17 protein-coding genes are annotated in these 18,631 nt (G+C 59.3%); 16 read left to right on the top strand and 1 reads right to left on the bottom strand.

The window, feature by feature from the left end; all coding sequences use genetic code 11:
* Window positions 1-31 precede the first annotated feature (31 nt).
* The 16 genes from BM344_RS03765 (at window position 32) to BM344_RS03690 (ending at window position 15,780) form a co-directional block, all read left to right on the top strand.
* A complete protein-coding gene (locus tag BM344_RS03765) occupies window positions 32-586 on the top strand; it encodes a YceD family protein (protein ID WP_091986195.1) in 555 nt (184 codons plus the stop codon).
* A 100-nt stretch (window positions 587-686) separates the two neighbouring features.
* Window positions 687-866 (top strand): 50S ribosomal protein L32, encoded by a 180-nt coding sequence (gene rpmF, locus BM344_RS03760; protein WP_008174968.1) that lies wholly within the window; start codon window positions 687-689, stop codon window positions 864-866.
* 43 nt (window positions 867-909) lie between these two features.
* On the top strand, window positions 910-1,911 hold the full coding sequence (gene plsX, locus BM344_RS03755; RefSeq protein ID WP_375193498.1) for a phosphate acyltransferase PlsX: 1,002 nt from the start codon (window positions 910-912) through the stop codon (window positions 1,909-1,911).
* 116 nt (window positions 1,912-2,027) lie between these two features.
* Window positions 2,028-2,966, top strand: coding sequence for an ACP S-malonyltransferase (gene fabD / locus BM344_RS03750; RefSeq protein ID WP_091986191.1), 939 nt, complete (start codon window positions 2,028-2,030; stop codon window positions 2,964-2,966).
* 18 nt (window positions 2,967-2,984) lie between these two features.
* A complete protein-coding gene (fabG, locus tag BM344_RS03745) occupies window positions 2,985-3,728 on the top strand; it encodes a 3-oxoacyl-ACP reductase FabG (protein ID WP_091986189.1) in 744 nt (247 codons plus the stop codon).
* Window positions 3,729-3,862: 134 nt separating this feature from the next.
* Window positions 3,863-4,096 carry an acyl carrier protein gene (gene acpP / locus BM344_RS03740; RefSeq protein WP_008174976.1) on the top strand — a complete coding sequence of 78 codons (234 nt, stop codon included), beginning with the start codon at window positions 3,863-3,865 and terminating at the stop codon, window positions 4,094-4,096.
* A 130-nt stretch (window positions 4,097-4,226) separates the two neighbouring features.
* The gene (gene fabF, locus BM344_RS03735) at window positions 4,227-5,474 is read left to right on the top strand and encodes a beta-ketoacyl-ACP synthase II (RefSeq protein ID WP_091986186.1); all 1,248 of its coding nucleotides are present in this window, start codon (window positions 4,227-4,229) and stop codon (window positions 5,472-5,474) included.
* A 7-nt stretch (window positions 5,475-5,481) separates the two neighbouring features.
* Window positions 5,482-6,297, top strand: a complete 816-nt coding sequence (pabC, locus tag BM344_RS03730) for an aminodeoxychorismate lyase (RefSeq protein WP_091986184.1) — start codon at window positions 5,482-5,484, stop codon at window positions 6,295-6,297.
* 4 nt (window positions 6,298-6,301) lie between these two features.
* Complete coding sequence (mltG, locus tag BM344_RS03725; RefSeq protein WP_091986182.1) at window positions 6,302-7,378, top strand: endolytic transglycosylase MltG; 1,077 nt, start codon at window positions 6,302-6,304, stop codon at window positions 7,376-7,378.
* The gene (gene tmk / locus BM344_RS03720; protein WP_091986179.1) at window positions 7,375-8,004 is read left to right on the top strand and encodes a dTMP kinase; all 630 of its coding nucleotides are present in this window, start codon (window positions 7,375-7,377) and stop codon (window positions 8,002-8,004) included. Before mltG ends, tmk begins: the two co-directional genes overlap by 4 nt.
* A 92-nt stretch (window positions 8,005-8,096) precedes the next feature.
* The gene (locus tag BM344_RS03715) at window positions 8,097-8,876 is read left to right on the top strand and encodes an AraC family transcriptional regulator (RefSeq protein WP_091986178.1); all 780 of its coding nucleotides are present in this window, start codon (window positions 8,097-8,099) and stop codon (window positions 8,874-8,876) included.
* Between the two features lie 222 nt (window positions 8,877-9,098).
* Entirely contained in the window at window positions 9,099-10,589 is a 1,491-nt protein-coding gene (gene putP, locus BM344_RS03710) for a sodium/proline symporter PutP (RefSeq protein WP_091986175.1), read from the top strand.
* Between the two features lie 243 nt (window positions 10,590-10,832).
* Window positions 10,833-11,840 (top strand): TAXI family TRAP transporter solute-binding subunit, encoded by a 1,008-nt coding sequence (locus BM344_RS03705; protein WP_091986174.1) that lies wholly within the window; start codon window positions 10,833-10,835, stop codon window positions 11,838-11,840.
* Window positions 11,841-11,842: 2 nt separating this feature from the next.
* Window positions 11,843-13,999 (top strand): TRAP transporter permease, encoded by a 2,157-nt coding sequence (locus tag BM344_RS03700; RefSeq protein ID WP_228143546.1) that lies wholly within the window; start codon window positions 11,843-11,845, stop codon window positions 13,997-13,999.
* A gap of 11 nt (window positions 14,000-14,010) precedes the next feature.
* Window positions 14,011-14,763 carry a sulfite exporter TauE/SafE family protein gene (locus tag BM344_RS03695; RefSeq protein WP_228143545.1) on the top strand — a complete coding sequence of 251 codons (753 nt, stop codon included), beginning with the start codon at window positions 14,011-14,013 and terminating at the stop codon, window positions 14,761-14,763.
* 33 nt (window positions 14,764-14,796) lie between these two features.
* Window positions 14,797-15,780 carry a zinc-dependent alcohol dehydrogenase family protein gene (locus tag BM344_RS03690; RefSeq protein WP_228143626.1) on the top strand — a complete coding sequence of 328 codons (984 nt, stop codon included), beginning with the start codon at window positions 14,797-14,799 and terminating at the stop codon, window positions 15,778-15,780.
* 70 nt (window positions 15,781-15,850) lie between these two features.
* Here the strand turns inward: BM344_RS03690 and BM344_RS03685 are convergent, their stop codons facing one another.
* Window positions 15,851-18,445: a bifunctional aconitate hydratase 2/2-methylisocitrate dehydratase gene (locus tag BM344_RS03685; RefSeq protein WP_091990770.1), complete on the bottom strand. Its 2,595-nt coding sequence runs from the start codon at window positions 18,443-18,445 to the stop codon at window positions 15,851-15,853.
* Window positions 18,446-18,631 lie beyond the last annotated feature (186 nt).

The following is an 18,631-nucleotide window of genomic DNA, read 5'->3' as shown; positions in this document are numbered from 1 at the left end:
CCGAGGGCTGCGCCCCTAAAATTGCGCGCCTATGTCAAACGCGTCACTCGCCGAGCTGCCCAAATCTGTTGATCCTTACAGGTTGGCGGAAAATAACAGCACACTGGAGGGAATGGTTCCCCTCAGCGGGCTTGGTCGTTTCCGCGAAGCGGTTCTCGGGCTACCGGAAGGCGCCCAGTGCCGGGTCAGGCTCGCGTTCACAATGGACGGAGAGCGTCGACGGATGGTGAAGGGCGAGTTGGAGGCCCCGGTGCAGCTGGAGTGCCAGCGATGCCTGGGTCCTATGGAAGCGACGCTGAGTTCCAGCTTCGTGCTTGGTCTTGTGACCAGCGACGAACAGGCGCAGCAGTTGCCCAGAGAGCTGGAGCCGTTTCTGACCGAAGATTTCAGTGCAGATCTCTGGTCGATGGTCGAAGACGAGCTGCTTCTGGTATTGCCGGCGTTTCCGCTCCATGGGCGGAGTGATTGTCCCGCAAGGGAGACGCTTGAAACCTTCGAGCCGAAAGGCGAGGCGGCAGAGCCAGCGAGGAAATCCGGCGACAATCCGTTCAGTGTTCTGGCGGATCTGAAAAAGACGAAGCATTAGGAGGGTGTCTGCCCGGGGTTCACGGCAGGCATCGAATCCAGGAATACAGGCCGCCCTCCGGGTGGCACAACGTTTACGATAACAGGTCAGGAGCATAACCATGGCTGTACAGCAAAACCGCAAGACCCGTTCCAAGCGTGGCATGCGCCGTTCCCACGATGCACTGAGCGCTGCTGCTCTGAGCACTGACGCAACTACCGGTGAAGTTCATCGCCGTCACCACGTGTCTCCGGACGGTTTCTACCGTGGCAAGCAGGTAATCGAAGCGCGCGACGAGTAAGTTCGTTGCCCTTATGAGCCGCCCGGAATCAGATGGCAGAACGGTGAAACCCGTCACCATCGCGATTGACGCCATGAGTGGCGACCGCGGGGCGGCCGTGGTGGTTGCGGCATCGCTTCAGGCGGTGCGCGAAAACGAAGCCTTGAGCATCATTCTGGTAGGTATCCGGAGTGAGCTTGAGGCTTTGTTGCGTGAGGGGCACGCCAGAATCCGTATTGTGGAAGCCGCGGATGTGGTGCGCATGAACGAGCGTCCCTCCCACGCCCTCCGTCACAAAAAGAATTCCTCCATGGCCATCGCGCTGGCGCTTGTTCGGGATGGCGAAGCCCAGGGGTGTGTCAGCGCCGGTAATACCGGTGCACTGATGGCCTTTGGTCGCAGCCTGATACGGATGTATCCGGGCATCGAGCGGCCGGCCATTGCCAAGCTGATTCCCTCGCTCAGAGGGCGCTGCCATGTCCTGGATCTCGGCGCCAACGTGGATTCCACGGCCGAGAATCTCTACCAGTATGCTTTGATGGGGTCGCTGATGGCGTCGGCGATCTGCCGCCAGGCTGAGCCCCGCGTTGCCTTGCTGAACGTGGGTGAAGAAGAGATCAAGGGCAATGAACAGGTTCGGCTGGCCTCGCACATGCTCGCGCAGTGCGACTCCATCAACTATATCGGCTATGTAGAAGGCAGCGACCTCTTCCGGGATGTGGCCGATGTGGTTGTGTGCGACGGCTTCGTTGGCAACATTGCGTTGAAAACCGGTGAGGGCGTCGCCGGTCTGCTGATTGAATTGATGGAGCAGGCGTTCACCCGCAATCTTTACGGTCGACTGGTAGGTCTGCTGGCCAGACCAATTATAGGCCGGCTTCTGCAACTGATGGACCCCTCCCGCCACAACGGTGCCAGTCTCCTGGGTCTTCAGGGGGTAGTGATCAAAAGCCACGGCAACGCCAACGAGCGCGCGATGCTGTCCGCCATCCGTCAGGCGGTTCGGGAGGTGGAACTGGAAGTCCCCCGTCGCATTAATGAGCGTCTTGACGATCTCATGCTCTGATTCCCTCCCTGAGACTAAAGTCTGTCGCGGTTCTGCGAATCATTCGCGGATAATTGGCCTAACTTGTACTATTGGCTAATCTCACGTAACCCCTCAATGACGATAAGATTCCGCTTATGAAATCAGCCTTTATTTTTCCCGGACAAGGGTCACAATCGGTCGGCATGCTTTCGGCGGCCGCTGAAGCCTGGCCGATCATCGACCGCACTTTCGCTGAAGCCTCCAACGTGCTTGGGTACGATCTCTGGCAGGTCTGCCAGAAAGGCCCTGCCGAGGAACTCAACCAAACCGCCGTTACCCAGCCTGCATTGCTGACAGCCAGTGTGGCGCTTTGGCGTCAATGGCTTGTGGCGGGAGGCGGCAAACCGGATTTTGTTGCCGGCCATAGTCTTGGCGAGTATAGCGCCCTGGTCGCTGCCGAAAGCCTCGACTTTGTTGAAGCGGTGAAATTGGTTCGTCTTCGTGGCGAGTTGATGCAGGACGCTGTCCCGGCTGGCCAAGGCAAAATGGCCGCGATCCTCGGTCTTGAGGATGACGATGTGATTGCGGCCTGTGAGCATGCGGCCGAGGGTGACGTGGTGTCGGCGGTCAATTTCAATGCGCCGGGCCAGGTTGTTATTGCCGGCTCCGCGGCCGCTGTCGATCGCGCGGTCAAGGCCTGCAAAGAGAAGGGTGCCCGGAAGGCCATGCCACTTCCGGTCAGCGTTCCTTCCCACTGCGCCCTGATGAAAGGTGCAGCCGAGGAACTGGCCAAGGCGCTGGACGAGGTTCGCTTTAACGACGCTGTCATCCCGGTTATACAGAATGTTAACGCCGCAGCCGAGACGGAATCGGCTAGACTGAAGGCCAACCTGCTGAAACAACTCTATTCCCCGGTGCTCTGGACCGATTCTGTTCGAGCCCTTGTCAACAGTGGCGTGGAAGTGGCCGTGGAATGTGGAACTGGCAAGGTACTGGCCGGACTGGTCAAGCGCATTGACCGTTCTCTGGCGGTGCACAGCATCGAAGATCCGGATTCTCTGGCCAAGGCGTTGGACGCCTTCAGCCAGTCCTGAAACGAAAGGGAGTGATTCATGTCTCTTGAAGGTAAGACGGCTCTGGTAACAGGCGCTACCCGCGGCATTGGCAAGGCCATTGCGCGGGCGCTCGCCGAACAGGGCGCTGAAGTGATTGGCACTGCCACCAGCGCAGCCGGCGCAGAGACCATCACCAAGGACCTGCAGTCGGGCGGGTTCAAGGGCTACGGTATGGTCATGGATGTTGCCGACCCCGCGAGTATTGAGGCCGGCCTGAAGGAATTGACGGACAAATCCGGCGCGCCGCTGATTCTGGTCAACAACGCTGGTATCACCCGGGACAACCTGTTGATGCGTCTCAAAGACGACGACTGGTCTGCGGTTCTGGAAACCAATCTGTCGAGCGTCTACCGTACCAGCAAAGCGGTGCTACGGGGCATGGCCAAGGCGAAATGGGGCCGCATCATAAATATCAGTTCCGTGGTTGCCGGTATGGGCAATCCCGGGCAGGGCAATTACTGCGCGGCCAAGGCCGGTGTCGAGGGCTTTACCCGCAGTCTTGCCAAGGAAATGTCGAACCGGGGCATCACCGCAAACTGTGTGGCGCCCGGTTTTATCGACACGGATATGACGAAAAAACTGGACGACAAGCAGCGTGAGGCTATGCTGGAAATCATACCTGCGGGTCGTCTCGGTGAGCCGGAAGAAGTTGCCGCTGTGGTGGCGTTTCTGGCATCGGATGCAGCCGGTTACGTGACGGGTGAAACCATCAATGTGAACGGCGGGATGTACATGGGATAGCCCCCGAACCGGGGGCTGTGCGCAACTCCTTGTCGCACAACATGTTTGACAGAGTCCCTGCTTGTTTGCAGGTAGGGTTTAAACTAAACTGGCAGCACGAAAGTTGCTTGGTTGACACACAAAGTGAGGACATTATGAGTACAGTTGAAGAGCGCGTGAAGAAGATCGTTTGTGAACAGTTGGGCGTTAAAGAGTCCGAAGTTCAGAACTCATCTTCTTTTGTAGAGGATCTTGGCGCTGACTCACTGGACACCGTTGAGCTGGTCATGGCACTGGAAGAGGAATTTGAAACCGAGATTCCTGACGAGGAAGCCGAGAAGCTGACGAGTGTTCAGGACGCGATCGACTACATCGTCGCGCACACCTGATACTCTGCATTCAAGCAAGCCAGGCAAAAAGCCGTCCTTGTGAAATAGCGAGGGACGGCTTTTTTATTGCCTGGAAATCCGGTTCAATCTTCCTTCGGTTACACACGGACAAGATCAGGTGCAAGGGGTTATGACCAAACGGCGAGTTGTCATTACAGGCATGGGCATGCTGTCTCCACTGGGAAACGATGTGGCATCGTCCTGGGAAGGGGTGAAAGCGGGACGCAGCGGGATCGGAATGATCGACCGTTTTGACGCATCGGGCTACAACACCCGCATTGGCGGGGCAGTTCGGGACCTCGACATGGAGCCCTATCTGTCTGCCAAGGACGCCAGAAAGCTCGACGCTTTCATTCATTACGGTCTGATTGCCGCCCAGCAGGCAGTGGACCACAGCGGTCTGGCGTCGTTCGACGAACTGGACAGGGAGCGGGTAGGTATTGCCATTGGTTCCGGGATTGGCGGCCTGGAGTACATCGAAAAGAGCGTGATCACCATGGATAATTCCGGACCCCGGAAGGTGTCACCGTTCTTTGTGCCGGCCTCGGTCATCAACATGATCTCCGGGAACGCAGCGATCCGCTTCGGCTACCGCGGTCCCAACATTGCCATTGTGACGGCCTGTACCACCGGCACCCATAACATCGGCTATGCCGCCCGTACCATTGCTTACGGCGATGCCGACGTTATGCTTGCCGGCGGTTCCGAAATGGCCACCACCCGCACTGGAATGGCTGCGTTTTCCGCAGCCCGGGCCTTGTCGACCCGTAACGACGAGCCGGAAAAGGCCAGTCGGCCTTGGGACCGGGATCGGGATGGTTTTGTCCTGAGTGACGGCGCCGGGGTGGTTGTGCTTGAGGAGCTCGAACATGCGCGTCGTCGTGGTGCCACCATCTATGGGGAGCTGGTTGGCTTCGGAATGAGTGACGACGCCCACCACATCACGGCTCCCCCGGAAGACGGTGAGGGCGCTGCCCGGTCCATGGCCAATGCTCTCCGGGACGCCGGTCTGAAGGCTGAAGAGGTCGATTACATCAACGCCCATGGCACATCCACCCAGGTTGGGGATGTTGCGGAAGTGGCGGCGGTAAGGAAGGTGTTCGGCAGTCATGCTGACAAACTGGCCATGAGCAGCACCAAGTCCATGACCGGTCATCTGTTGGGTGCCGCCGGGGCGGTTGAGGCCATTTTCTCGGTGCTGGCCATACAGGACGGCGTGCTTCCGCCCACGATCAATCTGGATAACCCCGACGAGGGCTGCGACCTGGACCTGGTTGCCCACACCAGTCGCACTGCAGACGTTCGCGTGGCGTTGTCGAATTCCTTTGGATTCGGTGGTACCAACGGAACCCTGATCTTCCGCCGCTTCGAGGACTGAACAACTCGTGTTCCGTCTTATCTGGGCCGATGAAAGCGGCCTGCCGGCTGATGACCGGGGAGCAGCCTACGGTGACGGTCTCTTCGAAACCATCCGGATGGAGAGGCAGCAGGGGGTGCTGTTGTCTCGACACCTTGAGCGGATGGTCAGGGACGCCCGACGTCTGGGAATTTCGGTAGCCCACCGTGATCTGGCAAGGGTCTGTTCGGAGGCCGTTGAGCGCCTCCATTCCAGGTATGGGGGAGGCTGGGTGCTCAAGCTGGTGCTCACGCGGGGCAGTGGGGGTCGGGGTTATCGGCCCGACTCTGCGATGCTGCCCAACCTGATGGTGCAGTCGTCTCCGCTGCCGCCAACCCCGGAGCCTGAGGGCGTAGTTGTCGACTTTTCACGCATTCCCCTGACCGTCAACCCCCTGCTTGCAGGCATCAAGTCCCTGGGGCGTCTCGAACAGGTGATGGCGGCGGCAGAAATCACCGATCCATTGTTTGAGGTGATCATGTCAGACCGGGACGGGCATCTGGTCGAGGGAACCCGTACCAATATCCTGCTTCGCCATAACGACACCTGGGTGACGCCGCCAACGGCCAGCCTCGCGGTTGCCGGCGTCCTCCGGCAGTGGCTGCTCGAGCGGCTAAGGTACCGGGGTGAACCGGTGGTGGAGCGGCCGGTCACCACAGACGATGTGTTGGGGCGGGAATGCCAGGGCTTTTTCCTTCTCAACAGTGTGCTCGGAGTGGTTCCCGTTCGCACAATTGCTGGACACGATTTGCCTGTGGACAGCGGACTTGCGACAATCTTCAATCCTCTCGAAATACTGGAATAATCGTTTGATCAAGAAGTTACTGCTTGCCTGCGTCAGTGTCGCGGTGCTGGCCGCGGCCGGAACCGGTCTTTGGGTGTGGCAGGGGCTCCAGAGCCTCGAACGCCCGGTAGCGCTGGAAGAACCCGTGCTGTTTAACGTTCCCCAGGGCGCCACTTTCAGTGAGGTTGCTGGCCGGCTGGAAGCCGAAGGCCTGGTGCCGGACCGACTTTGGCTCAGGGTATTCGGTCGTCTTTACCCGCAGCAGTCGGTGATCAAGGCCGGAGACTATGAGTTTCTCGATGGCATGAGCCCCAGAGAGATGGTGAAGATCATGGTCTCGGGCGATACCAAGCACTGGTACGTGCAGTTTATCGAGGGCTGGACCTTCCGTGACATGCGTCAGGCCCTTGCCCGCGCCGACCGACTGAACAAAGTGACCACTGACTGGACGGATGAGCAGATCATGTCGGCGGTCGGTGCCGAGGGTGAGCATCCTGAGGGTCGGTTCTTCCCGGATACCTACGCGTACACGAGCAGCGGGTCGGACCTCGAGCTGCTCAAGCGGGCTTTCATTCGCATGGAGCAGGTTCTGGCCGAGGAGTGGGCGGCACGGGAAGAGGGGCTGCCCTATGACTCACCCTACGAAGCGTTGATCATGGCGTCAATCGTAGAACGTGAGACAGGAGCGCCGCACGAGCGTGAGCAGGTTGCGGGAGTGTTCGTCCGTCGCCTTCAGAAGGGCATGCGCCTGCAGACCGATCCGACCGTGATCTATGGCATGGGAGACAGCTACCAGGGCCGGATCGGTCGACGGGATCTGCGCACCTACACCCCCTACAACACCTACCGGATCGACGGGTTGCCGCCTACACCCATCGCCCTGCCGGGCCGGGAAGCCATACACGCTGCCCTTCACCCTGACGACGGAGACGCGCTCTATTTCGTGGCCCGTGGTGATGGCACCCACAAATTTTCGCGCACGTTGGCTGAGCATCAGAAAGCGGTGCGCGAGTTCCAGCTCAATCGGCGTGACGACTATCGCTCGTCCCCGGCACCCGAGGAAGCGGCTTCCGAGGATAAGGAAAAAGGGGGCGCCGGATGAATCAGCGAGGACTGTTCATTACCTTTGAAGGTACCGAGGGCGTTGGCAAGTCGACCCAGCTGGCCAACGCTGCCAGTACGCTTCGCAGCGCTGGCGTGGACGTACTCGTCACCCGGGAACCGGGTGGTACGCCGATGGCTGAGGCTATTCGTGAGCTGCTCCTGGCGCCCAGAGACGAAGCGGTTCATGAGACCACCGAGCTTCTGCTGATGTTTGCCGCCCGTGCCCAGCACTTGCATACCCGGATTCTGCCGGCCCTGGACAGGGGGCAGTGGGTACTCTGCGACCGGTTTACCGATGCCACTTTCGCCTACCAGGGAGGCGGTCGCGGCGTGTCTTCGGAGCGCATTGCACTGCTTGAAACACTGGTGCAGGGCAGCGTACGTCCGGATCATGTCATTCTCCTGGATGCACCGGTGGAAACCGGCATGGCCCGAGCCCGGAACCGTGGCGAGCTGGACCGGTTCGAGCAGGAGGATCTCGCGTTTTTCCAGCGGATACGGGATACCTATCGCCAGCGAGCCGCAGACGCGCCCGACCGGTATCAGGTAATCGACGCAAACCGTCCACTCGAGCAGGTGTCGTCTGACGTTTCCGGGTTTTTCTCCCGTATTGCCGGAATTTGAGGATTTCCCGGCCGATTTTGCCCACTTCCGTGCACTTTTTTTAATGTTCTGCTTTAATTGATGTACATTCTCAGTTAACAGCCGGCAGTTACATGGTTAACGCAAAGCTCCTGAAACTTCCCATTGCTGCCCATCGGCACCGGCATGAGCATCACCAGATTGTCGTCGGGGTTCGGGGAGAAGCTGAACTGAGCGTCGATGGCACCGGCGCGTTGCTGGATACCTGGCAGGCCATCTTTGTACCCACCGAGGCACGCCACGACTACTGCGGCAATGCCGGTAACCACGTTCTTGTTATCAACCTCGACCCCCTGGCACCTGCCATCAATACGCCGGCCCATGCAGACTATGAACGCATGATGCGGGTGTTCGAGAAGCCCCGCACCCTGCACATGGACAGTCGCCTTCAGAGCCTGGTTCAGTTCACTGCCAGTGAATTCAACCGCGCCCCCGAAAACACCACGCTCCAGCAGCATCTGGCTGCCAGCGTCCTCTACTGCATGGCCGACAGAATCGCCGGAGGCCAGGCCCTGTCTTCCAATCGTCATGGCGTCAGCCCTGAGGCTATCCGGTCCTTTATCCTGAACAACCTGCATCGGAAGATTACGGTTGAAGACATGGCGGGTAAGGCGTGTCTCAGTGTCAGCAGGTTCCACGAAGTGTTCCGGGAAGCGGCAGGCATCACGCCTCACCAGTTTCTTCTGCACACGAGGCTGGACCAGGCCGCCCAACTTCTTGCTACCACCTCTTTGACCGTTTCCGAAATCAGTTACCGAACCGGGTTCTCGTCCCAGAGTGCCCTGACCAATGCGTTGCGCAAATACAAGGGAACGACACCCTCAAGGCTTCAGGCGGGCAAGCGAGCCGCTTGAGGCGGGGTTTAGATCGCCAGTCCCGTAGGATTGTGTAAAAGAATCGTAGGATTTCGTAAGCCCGAAAAAGAAGGTGGTACTAACGTATAGCGCTTGGATCTCCCGCTCCAGATTGGACGGAAATCAGGTAAACAAGAAGAACAGTGCAGCCTGTTGGCTTCCCGGCCAGCACTGTGCTTGGCGAGCGGATCGCAATCCGACTCATTAAACCGGAGGAGCTCTATGGCTATTGGTGTTTGGATAAGTCTCTTTGCGTATTTTGCGCTCATGATCGCCATCGGCATTTTTGCCATGCGTCGATCAACGTCGTCATCCGAGGATTACATGCTCGGTGGTCGGGCCCTGAGTCCGAAGGTGGCAGCCTTATCTGCCGGTGCTTCCGACATGAGTGGCTGGTTGTTGTTGGGTCTTCCCGGTGCGTTGTTCGTGTCCGGTCTGGGATCTGCGTGGATTGGTATCGGCCTGCTGGTGGGTGCCTTTTTCAACTGGGTGCTGGTGGCGCCGCGTCTGCGGGAGCAGACGGTGCACTACGGCAATGCCATTACCATCCCGTCGTTTCTTGCCAACCGTTTTCCGACCAAGGCACTGTCGCTGCGAACGGTGTCTGCCATCGTAATTGTCGTGTTCTTTGCGGTCTACACCGCCTCTGGACTGGTTGCTGGTGGCAAGCTGTTTGAAAGCGCGTTTGCCGGTATTTTCAATTTTGGCGGTCTGAGTGACTACGCGGCCGGTATCATCATCACCCTGGGTGTGGTTCTGGCGTATACCGTCGTCGGTGGCTTCCTTGCGGTGAGCATGACCGACTTCGTGCAAGGCTGCATCATGATGCTGGCGCTGGTGATCATGCCCGCGGTGGTGCTGTTCGGCGAGGGCGGCGGTGGATTCGCCCAGGCGTCCCAGACGCTTAACGAAGTGGACCCGACGCTGCTGTCATGGACGGAAGGACTCACGTTCATTGGCTGGCTGTCGGCGGTCACCTGGGGCCTTGGCTATTTCGGTCAGCCGCACATCATTGTCCGCTTCATGGCGATCCGTACCCTGAAGGATGTGCCTGTTGCCCGGAACATTGGTATGAGCTGGATGCTGATCTCACTGGTGGGTGCGATTTCACTGGGTATTTTCGGTCGGGCCTACGCGGTAAGGAACGGCATGGATATCGCTGACCCGGAAACCATCTTCATTATCCTTTCTGATTTGCTGTTCCATCCGCTGATTACCGGTTTCCTCTATGCCGCGCTGCTGGCAGCGGTGATGAGTACCATTTCCAGTCAGTTGCTGGTGTCTTCTTCGTCGTTGACGGAGGATTTCTATCGACTGTTCCTGCGTAAGGAGGCTACCGACCGGGAGTGCGTGACTGTCGGCCGGGTGTGCGTTCTGCTGGTGGGTCTGGTGGCAGCCGTAATCGCTTCCGATCCCGATTCGCAGGTGCTGGCCCTGGTCAGTAACGCCTGGGCGGGCTTCGGCGCAGCCTTCGGTCCGCTGATCATTCTGTCCCTGATGTGGCCGCGCACCAACGGTGCTGGTGCGGTAGCCGGCCTTGTGGTGGGTGCAGTAACTGTCATGATCTGGATCTCCCTTGGTTGGAACGCCGAGTTCATGGGTGGTCCGGGTGTGTATGAGATCATCCCGGGCTTCATTGCCGCCTGGATTGCCATCATGGTAGTCAGTCTGGTTACCGAGGACGCTGGCGAATATCAGGCGATTAGCCGGTAACCAAGCGGTTATCTGGTGTCGGATTCCGGCATCAGAAGCCTGTTGACGCTATCGGTGTCATCGAAAAACCCCCGCCCACAGGGCGGGGGTTTTCTCGTTTACGGAGGGCGGTTGCGAGTACTCATGATATAGCCAATGGTCGCAATAGAGAGATTTTTGCTGGTAGCGGTCCGGACCAGGCGCTACATTTATTGCCGTTAGCTCTGGGCTACAAAAAAAATAACGGCGAGAGGACAAAGAGTTATGAAAACCAATTGGTTTGTGAAATCAACCCTGGGGGCGCTGACGGCAACCCTCGTCTCGTTTTCTTCGGCGGTGCACGCCGAAGGCAATTATGTGATGGGCACTGCAACGACCGGCGGTACCTACTATCCCGTGGGCGTTGCCATCTCCACGCTGGTGAAGGTGAAGCTCGAGCCCCAGACCAACATTTCTGTGTCGGCCATCAGTTCGGCGGGTTCCGGTGAAAACCTGAAGCTGATGGACGAAGGACAGATCCAGTTTGGCATTCTCCAGGGCCTGTACGGCGCCTACGCCTGGAACGGTACCGGTCCGGTACCGAAGGCCTACAAGAATCTGCGCTCGGTTTCGATGCTCTGGCAGAACGTTGAGCATTTCGTGGTTCGCAACAACATGGTGGAAAGCGGCACGATTTCCGATATGACCAACCTGTATGGCGAGAGTTTCTCCATTGGTGCCCGCAACTCGGGAACAGAGGGCTCTGGCCGCTTCATCCTGGGCAAACTGGGCGTTGATCTGGAGCAGGTGGACATCGCTTACCTGGGCTATGGTCCCAGCGCCGATGCCATGCAGAATGGCAACATTGACGGCATGAATATTCCCGCCGGTGTTCCCGCATCGGCTGTGACCCGGGCCTACGCCAACCTGGGCGACGAGATTACCACTCTGAACTTCACGGCTGACCAGCTGGCCCAGGTAAACAGCGATTTTGAACTCTGGACGCCGTACACCATTCCAGCGGGCACCTATCCGAACCAGGAAGCGGACATCAACACCATTGCCCAACCGAATATCCTCGCAGTGCGCGCGGACGTTCCGGAGGAAGATGTGTATCAGATCACCAAGACGATCTACGCCAATCTTCCCTTCCTGAACAATATCCACCCGGCCACCAAGGCCATGGCACTTGAGAAGGCCATCGCGGGTCTTCCCATGCCCCTGCACCCGGGCGCTGTCCGCTTCTATCGTGAGCAGGGTCTGACCATTCCTGAGCGACTGATTGCGGAATAGGCGTGGCCAACTCACCCGACAGCGGATCTCCGGAGGGAATCAAAGGGATCCGCGACGAGAGTGCCAATGGCTCCTCAGAACGGATTGATCACCGGCTTCTCGGGCCGGTGATCTTTGTGATCGCTGTTGCCACCTCGTTGATTCATCTCTACTTCAACACCGTCTCCACCCTGTCGGAGCTGTGGACCTCCGCGCTTCATTTCGGGCTGTTCGGGCTTATCTGCGCGCTGACCACACCCATGTTCCAGATGCGCTCGCCCGGCGGGCAGCGGCTAGTTCTCGGGGTGGATGTTGTTCTGGGGCTCACGGCTCTGGGATGCGCCGCCTATCTGATCCTGTTTGAGAGTGCGCTCTACCAGCGCGGCGTTAACTTCAACACTGCCGACTGGGTGGTTTCCATTGCTTCCGTCCTGCTGATCCTTGAGTTCGCACGACGGACGGTTGGCTGGTTCATTCCGGTGCTTTGTATTGCGGCGCTGTCCTACGTGGCCTGGTGGGGGCAATACGTGGATGGCATTTTCAACTTCCCTGGGCTGACCTGGGAGACGGTGCTTTTCCGCTCATACCTCGGTGGTCAGGGCATGTTGGGGTCCATTGCCCGTATATCCTGGACCTACGTTTTCATGTTCATCCTGTTCGGGGCGTTTCTGGTGAAGTCCGGGGCAGGGGACTTCATTATTGAACTGGCCCGCTGCGCCGCGGGGCGGTTCACCGGCGGCCCGGGATTTGTGGCGGTATTTTCCTCGGGCCTGATGGGGTCCGTGTCCGGTTCCAGTGTCGCCAACACGGTATCCACCGGTGTGATTACCATTCCACTGATGCGCAAAGCTGGTTTCCCGGCGCGCTTCGCCGCCGGCATCGAGGCGGCAGCGTCTACCGGGGGGCAGTTGATGCCTCCGGTCATGGGCGCCGGCGCGTTCATCATGGCTTCGTACACCCAGGTGTCCTACCTCACGATTATTTCGGTCGCCGCGCTGCCGGCCTTGCTGTATTTCCTTTCGGTGGCGATGTTCGTGCGAATCGAGGCCAAGCGCAGCCATGCGGTCAAGCTGGAGGATGACAATTCGCCCTCATTGATGACCGTATTGAAAGACGGATGGCACTTCCTGTTACCGCTTTTTGTACTTGTGGGTGCCCTGGTGTACGGTTTCACGCCCACCTATGCCGCCGGCATCGCCATCCTGTCGGTGATCGTGGCATCCTGGCTCTCGAGCAAGCCCATGGGCGCGAAGGACATACTCGAGGCGCTGATGACGGGGGCCCGGAATATCACCACCACCGCCATCCTGCTTATTACGGTGGGCCTGATCGTGATGGTGGTTTCGACCACTGGCATCGGCAATACCTTTTCGATCATGATCACCGATTGGGCGGGTGGCAGCCTGCTGGTAACCATTGTGCTGGTGGCGCTGGCATCGCTCATTCTCGGGATGGGTCTGCCGGTGACCGCGGCGTACATTGTGCTGGCAACTCTCTCGGCACCGGCCATTTACCAGCTGATTGCCCAGAGCCAACTGCTCGATCTGATCATGAGCGGCAATCTGCCGGAGCAGGCCAGGTCCATTTTCATGCTGGTGGCGCCGGACAAGATGGAGTTGCTCGGAGCGCCTATGGACCGGGCGACCGCAACCCAGCTCCTGGCACTGGTGCCCGACACCTTCAGTACCCAGCTACTGGAGCAGGCGCTCTCGCCAGCCACTCTGTCGATGGCGCTGGTGGCGGCGCATATGATTATTTTCTGGCTGTCCCAGGACTCCAACGTTACTCCGCCAGTCTGCCTGACCGCGTTTGCGGCCGCCGCCATTGCCGGTACGCCGCAGATGCGCACAGGCTTCACGGCCTGGAAACTGGCCAAGGGGTTGTACATCGTTCCGCTGCTGTTCGCCTATTCACCGCTGATCACCGGCGACTTCGAACAGATGCTGACGGTCTTTTGTTTTGCCCTGTTCGGCATTTACGCCATCGTAGCCGGTCTCGAGGGGTATCTGGAACATCCGCTGCATCCGGTCGTTCGGCTGCTTATGTTCCCAGTGGGACTGCTCATGCTCTGGCCCCATGGTCAGCTTCTTCTGGACCTGGCAGGCCTGGCACTGTTTGTCGTCGCCTTCGTCTGGAGCAGTCGCCAGGGGCGCCGGCCCCCTGCGCTGGCGGCTGAATAACGGAATCCCCCATGACGTTGACTCTCTATGAGGTTTTGGCACTCCTGGCGCTCGGTGGCGTCGCCGGCTTTATCAATGTTCTCTCTGCCGGCGGTTCCATGTTGACCCTGCCGTTGCTGATGTTCCTGGGGTTGCCTCCCCAGGTGGCGAACGGCACCAACCGGGTAGCCATCACCCTGCAGAGCATTACCGCGGTGGGCAGCTTCTACCGGATGGGTCATGGCAACCTGATGGTCAGCCTTTATTTGGCCGTGCCCGCCATTCTGGGCTCACTGCTCGGAGCCTGGATTGCCAGTGGCGTGCCGGATGCCGTGTTCGAAGCGGTTCTGATCACGGCGATGATCGGCGCCTCGGTATTCATGCTGCTGCCCCAGCCGTCGCTTGATACCCGACCACTGACCACGGAGCGACTGACGCCTGTGGTCTATCTGGCGATGTTTTTTGTCGGGATGTACGGGGGCTTCATCCAGGTCGGCGTGGGGGTGCTGTTCATCGTGGTGCTGTACCACATGCTCAAGATCGACCTGCGCCAGGTGAATGTGCTCAAGGTGGCTATTGTTCTGCCCTTTACCGTTGCGGCACTGCTGGTATTCGCCATTAACGATCAGGTTCGCTGGGGCATGGGGCTGACTCTGGCGGCAGGCAATGTCACCGGTGCCTTTATCGCCACCCGGGTAAACATGAGCAAACAGGGCGCTCGATGGGTGAAGATTATTACCCTGATCATGGTGGCCGCCATACTGGTGAGACTGATTTTCTATTGATAGGCAACTGATGAGGTGCAAACTGTGAAAGCGATGGTTATTGAACAGTTCGGGGGACCGGAAGTGTTCGTTGAGCGCGAGGTGGAGACCCCGGAGCCGGCCGAGGGGCAGGTCCGCATCAAGGTCGTTGCTTCGAGCGTCAATCCCCTTGAAACCAAGATCCGCTCGGGCCTCGTCAAAACCGGTCCCGCCATGCCCGCCATTCTCAATGGCGATGTGTCGGGCATCGTCGACAAGGTGGGGCCCGGCGTTACCGGATTTGCCGAGGGTGATGAGGTGTTTGGTTGTGCCGGCGGGGTTGGCCAGTGGCAGGGCGCGCTGGCGGACTACATGGTTGCAGATGTGCGACTGCTGACACGGCGAACGCCTGCCATTACCCTGCCTTTGAATGAATGCGCCGCCGTGCCCCTGGTGTTCCTGACGGCCTGGAGCGCTCTGGTGGATCGTGCTCAGCTTCAGCCCGGGGAACATGCTCTGATTCACGCAGGTACCGGTGGCGTCGGCCATATGGCCATCCAGATTGCCAAATACCTGGGCGCGCGGGTCGCCACCACAGTATCCAGCGAGGCGAAGGCCGAGGAGGCCCGTCGTCTGGGTGCCGATGACATCATTTTCTACAAGGACGAGTCGGTAGAGGAGTACCGGCAGCGGCTGACCGACGGGAAGGGCTTCAGTCTGGTGTTCGACACGGTTGGTGGCAAAAACCTGGATCGCACCATTGAGGCCGCCGGGGTCAACGGCCGGATGTGCTCCATCAATACCCGCTCAAGCCATGATCTCACCCAGATGCACGCCAAGAGTCTGACCCTGCACGTGATCTTCCGCTCGATATCCCTGCTGCACGGCGTTGGCATGGACGACCAGCCAAGACTCTTGCAGGCCATGCAGGATCTGCTGGAGCAGGGTAAGGTGCGGCCGCTGATCGACAGCCAGCGGTTCCGGTTTACCGAGATTGGCGCAGCTCATCGCCACCTGGAATCGGGACAGGCCATGGGCAAGATCCTGCTGGAACGCTAGCCCTCCAGAAACGAAAAACGCCAGCCCGGAGGCTGGCGTTTTCATGAAGTCATACCCTTGAGGGCGGTGCTCAGGCCACGTTGGCCTCAGACGCCTTCTTGGTGTAATCCTCCATCTGGTCGAAGTTGAGATACTTGTAGATCTCTTTCGACATGCTGTTCAGGTCCTTGGCGTACTCCATGTATTCTGCCGGAGAGGGCAGTTTGCCCAGAACCGCACCTACTGCCGCCAGTTCCGCAGAGGTCAGGTACACGTTGGCACCATCGCCCAGGCGGTTCGGGAAGTTACGGGTGGAGGTAGACAGGACGGTCGACTTCGGTGCGACCCGCGCCTGGTTACCCATGCACAGGGAGCAGCCCGGCATCTCGGTGCGCACACCGGCGGTGCCGTAGGTGTTGAAGTAGCCTTCTTCCATCAGCTGCTGCTGGTCCATCTTGGTGGGCGGAGACATCCACAGACGGGTGCTCAGCGGGCCCTTGTGCTGTTCCAGCAGCTTGCCTGCGGCACGGAAGTGACCGATGTTGGTCATGCATGAGCCAATGAACACTTCGTCCACCTTGTCGCCAGCCACTTCGGACAGGAACTTGGCGTCGTCCGGATCGTTCGGGCAGCACACGATCGGCTCCTTGATGTCGGCCAGATCGATCTCGATCACGTGGGCGTACTCGGCGTCTTTATCGGCGCGCATCAGCTTGGGATCGGCGAGCCACTCTTCCATCTGCTGGGCGCGACGCTCCAGGGTACGCGGATCGCCGTAACCTTCGGCAATCATCCAGCGCAGCATCACGATGTTGGAGCGCAGGTATTCGGCAACGGACTCTTCGGACAGGTTGATGGTGCAACCGGCGGCGGAGCGCTCGGCGGAGGCGTCAGACAGCTCGAACGCCTGCTCGACGGTGAGGTGCTCCAGACCTTCGATTTCCAGGATGCGACCGGAGAATTCGTTGATCTTGCCTTTCTTCTCAACGGTCAGCATACCCTGCTTGATGCCGTACAGCGGGATGGCGTGTACCAGGTCACGCAGGGTGATACCCGGCTGCATCTCGCCCTTGAAGCGCACCAGCACCGATTCCGGCATGTCCAGCGGCATAACACCAGTGGCAGCGGCAAAGGCGACCAGACCGGAACCGGCCGGGAAGGAGATGCCCATCGGGAAACGGGTGTGGGAGTCACCACCGGTACCCACGGTGTCCGGCAGCAGCATGCGGTTCAGCCAGGAGTGGATGATGCCGTCGCCCGGACGCAGGGAGACACCGCCACGGGTACGGATGAAGTCCGGCATGGTGTGCTGCATTTCCACGTCAACCGGCTTCGGATAGGCGGCGGTGTGACAGAAGGACTGCATCACCAGGTCAGCCTGGAAACCCAGACACGCCAGGTCTTTCAGCTCGTCACGGGTCATCGGGCCGGTGGTGTCCTGGGAACCGACGGTGGTCATGTGCGGCTCGCAGTAGGTGTTCGGACGAACGCCTTTGCCTTCCGGCAGGCCACAGGCCTTGCCAACCATCTTCTGGGCCAGGGTGAAGCCCTTGTCGCCGGCTTCCGGATCCTTGGGCAGACGGAAGATGTCGGTGGCGCCCAGGCCCAGGGCCTGACGGGCCTTGTTGGTCAGGCCACGACCGATGATCAGCGGGATACGACCGCCGGCCTGCACTTCGTCCAGGATCACGTCAGACTTGAACTTGAACTCGGAGATGGTCTCGCCGGCTTCGTTCAGGATCTTGCCTTCGTACGGACGGATTTCGATGACATCGCCCATGTTCATGTCGTCGACCGGGGCTTCGAAGACCAGGGCGCCGGCGTCTTCCATGGTGTTGAAGAAGATCGGAGCCACCTTGCTACCGATACAGACACCACCGGCACGCTTGTTCGGTACACCCGGGATGTCTTCACCGAAGAACCACAGAACAGAGTTGGTGGCGGACTTACGGGACGAACCGGTACCGACCACGTCACCGACAAAGGCAACCGGCAGGCCTTTGGATTTGATTTCGTCGATCTGGCTCATCGGGCCGGTTACACCGGGCTCTTCCGGCTTCAGGCCGTCACGCTCCATTTTGTAGGCAGCGCGGGCGTGCAGGGGGATGTCCGGGCGGGACCAGGCGTCCGGGGCCGGGGACAGATCGTCGGTGTTGGTTTCGCCGGTCACCTTGAACACGACCATTTTGGTGCTCTCGGGAACCTTCTTCTTGTTGGTGAACCACTCGGCGTTGGCCCAGGATTCAACAACCGCTTTGGCGACGGCGTTGCCGGCGTCCATTTTTTCCTTCACATCGTTGAAGGCGTCGAACATCAGCAGGGTCTTCTTGAGCTGCTCACCGGCCAGTTCGGCCAACTCGCTGTTGTCCAGCAGCTCGACCAGAGTCGCGATGTTGTAGCCGCCCTGCATCATGCCCAGCAGCTTAACGGCGTACTCCTTGCTGACCAGCGGGGAGGAGGCTTCGCCCTTTACCACGGCGGTCAGGAACGCGGCTTTGACGTAAGCTGCCTCGTCAACGCCCGGCGGAATGCGGTTTTCCAGCAGGTAAACCAGGGTTTCTTCCTCGCCCGCGGGCGGGTTCTTCAGCAGTTCCACCAGAGCTGCGGTCTGCTCGGCATTCAGGGGCTTGGGAGGAATACCCAGGGCTTCACGTTCGGCAACGTGCTCACGATAGGCTTCTAACACGATATGGACCCTCATCAGTTGGTATGTCCCGCATCCGTGGGCACGGGGCCCGGCGGGAGTTTTGTGGCGAAAAGGCCGCAGGAGCCTCTGAATAAGGCCTCAAATCACCGATGGGGTTTCAGGATTTATTCAGAGACTCCTTGATCTGGCGCTGCATTCTATAGGAAAGCCCTTATAAAGTTAAGT

Origin of the sequence: Marinobacter gudaonensis (genome assembly GCF_900115175.1) — a bacterium.
GTDB lineage: Bacteria > Pseudomonadota > Gammaproteobacteria > Pseudomonadales > Oleiphilaceae > Marinobacter > Marinobacter gudaonensis.
Note: the sequence above shows the minus strand (reverse complement) of the source record. Positions and strands in the feature narration are given on the sequence as shown.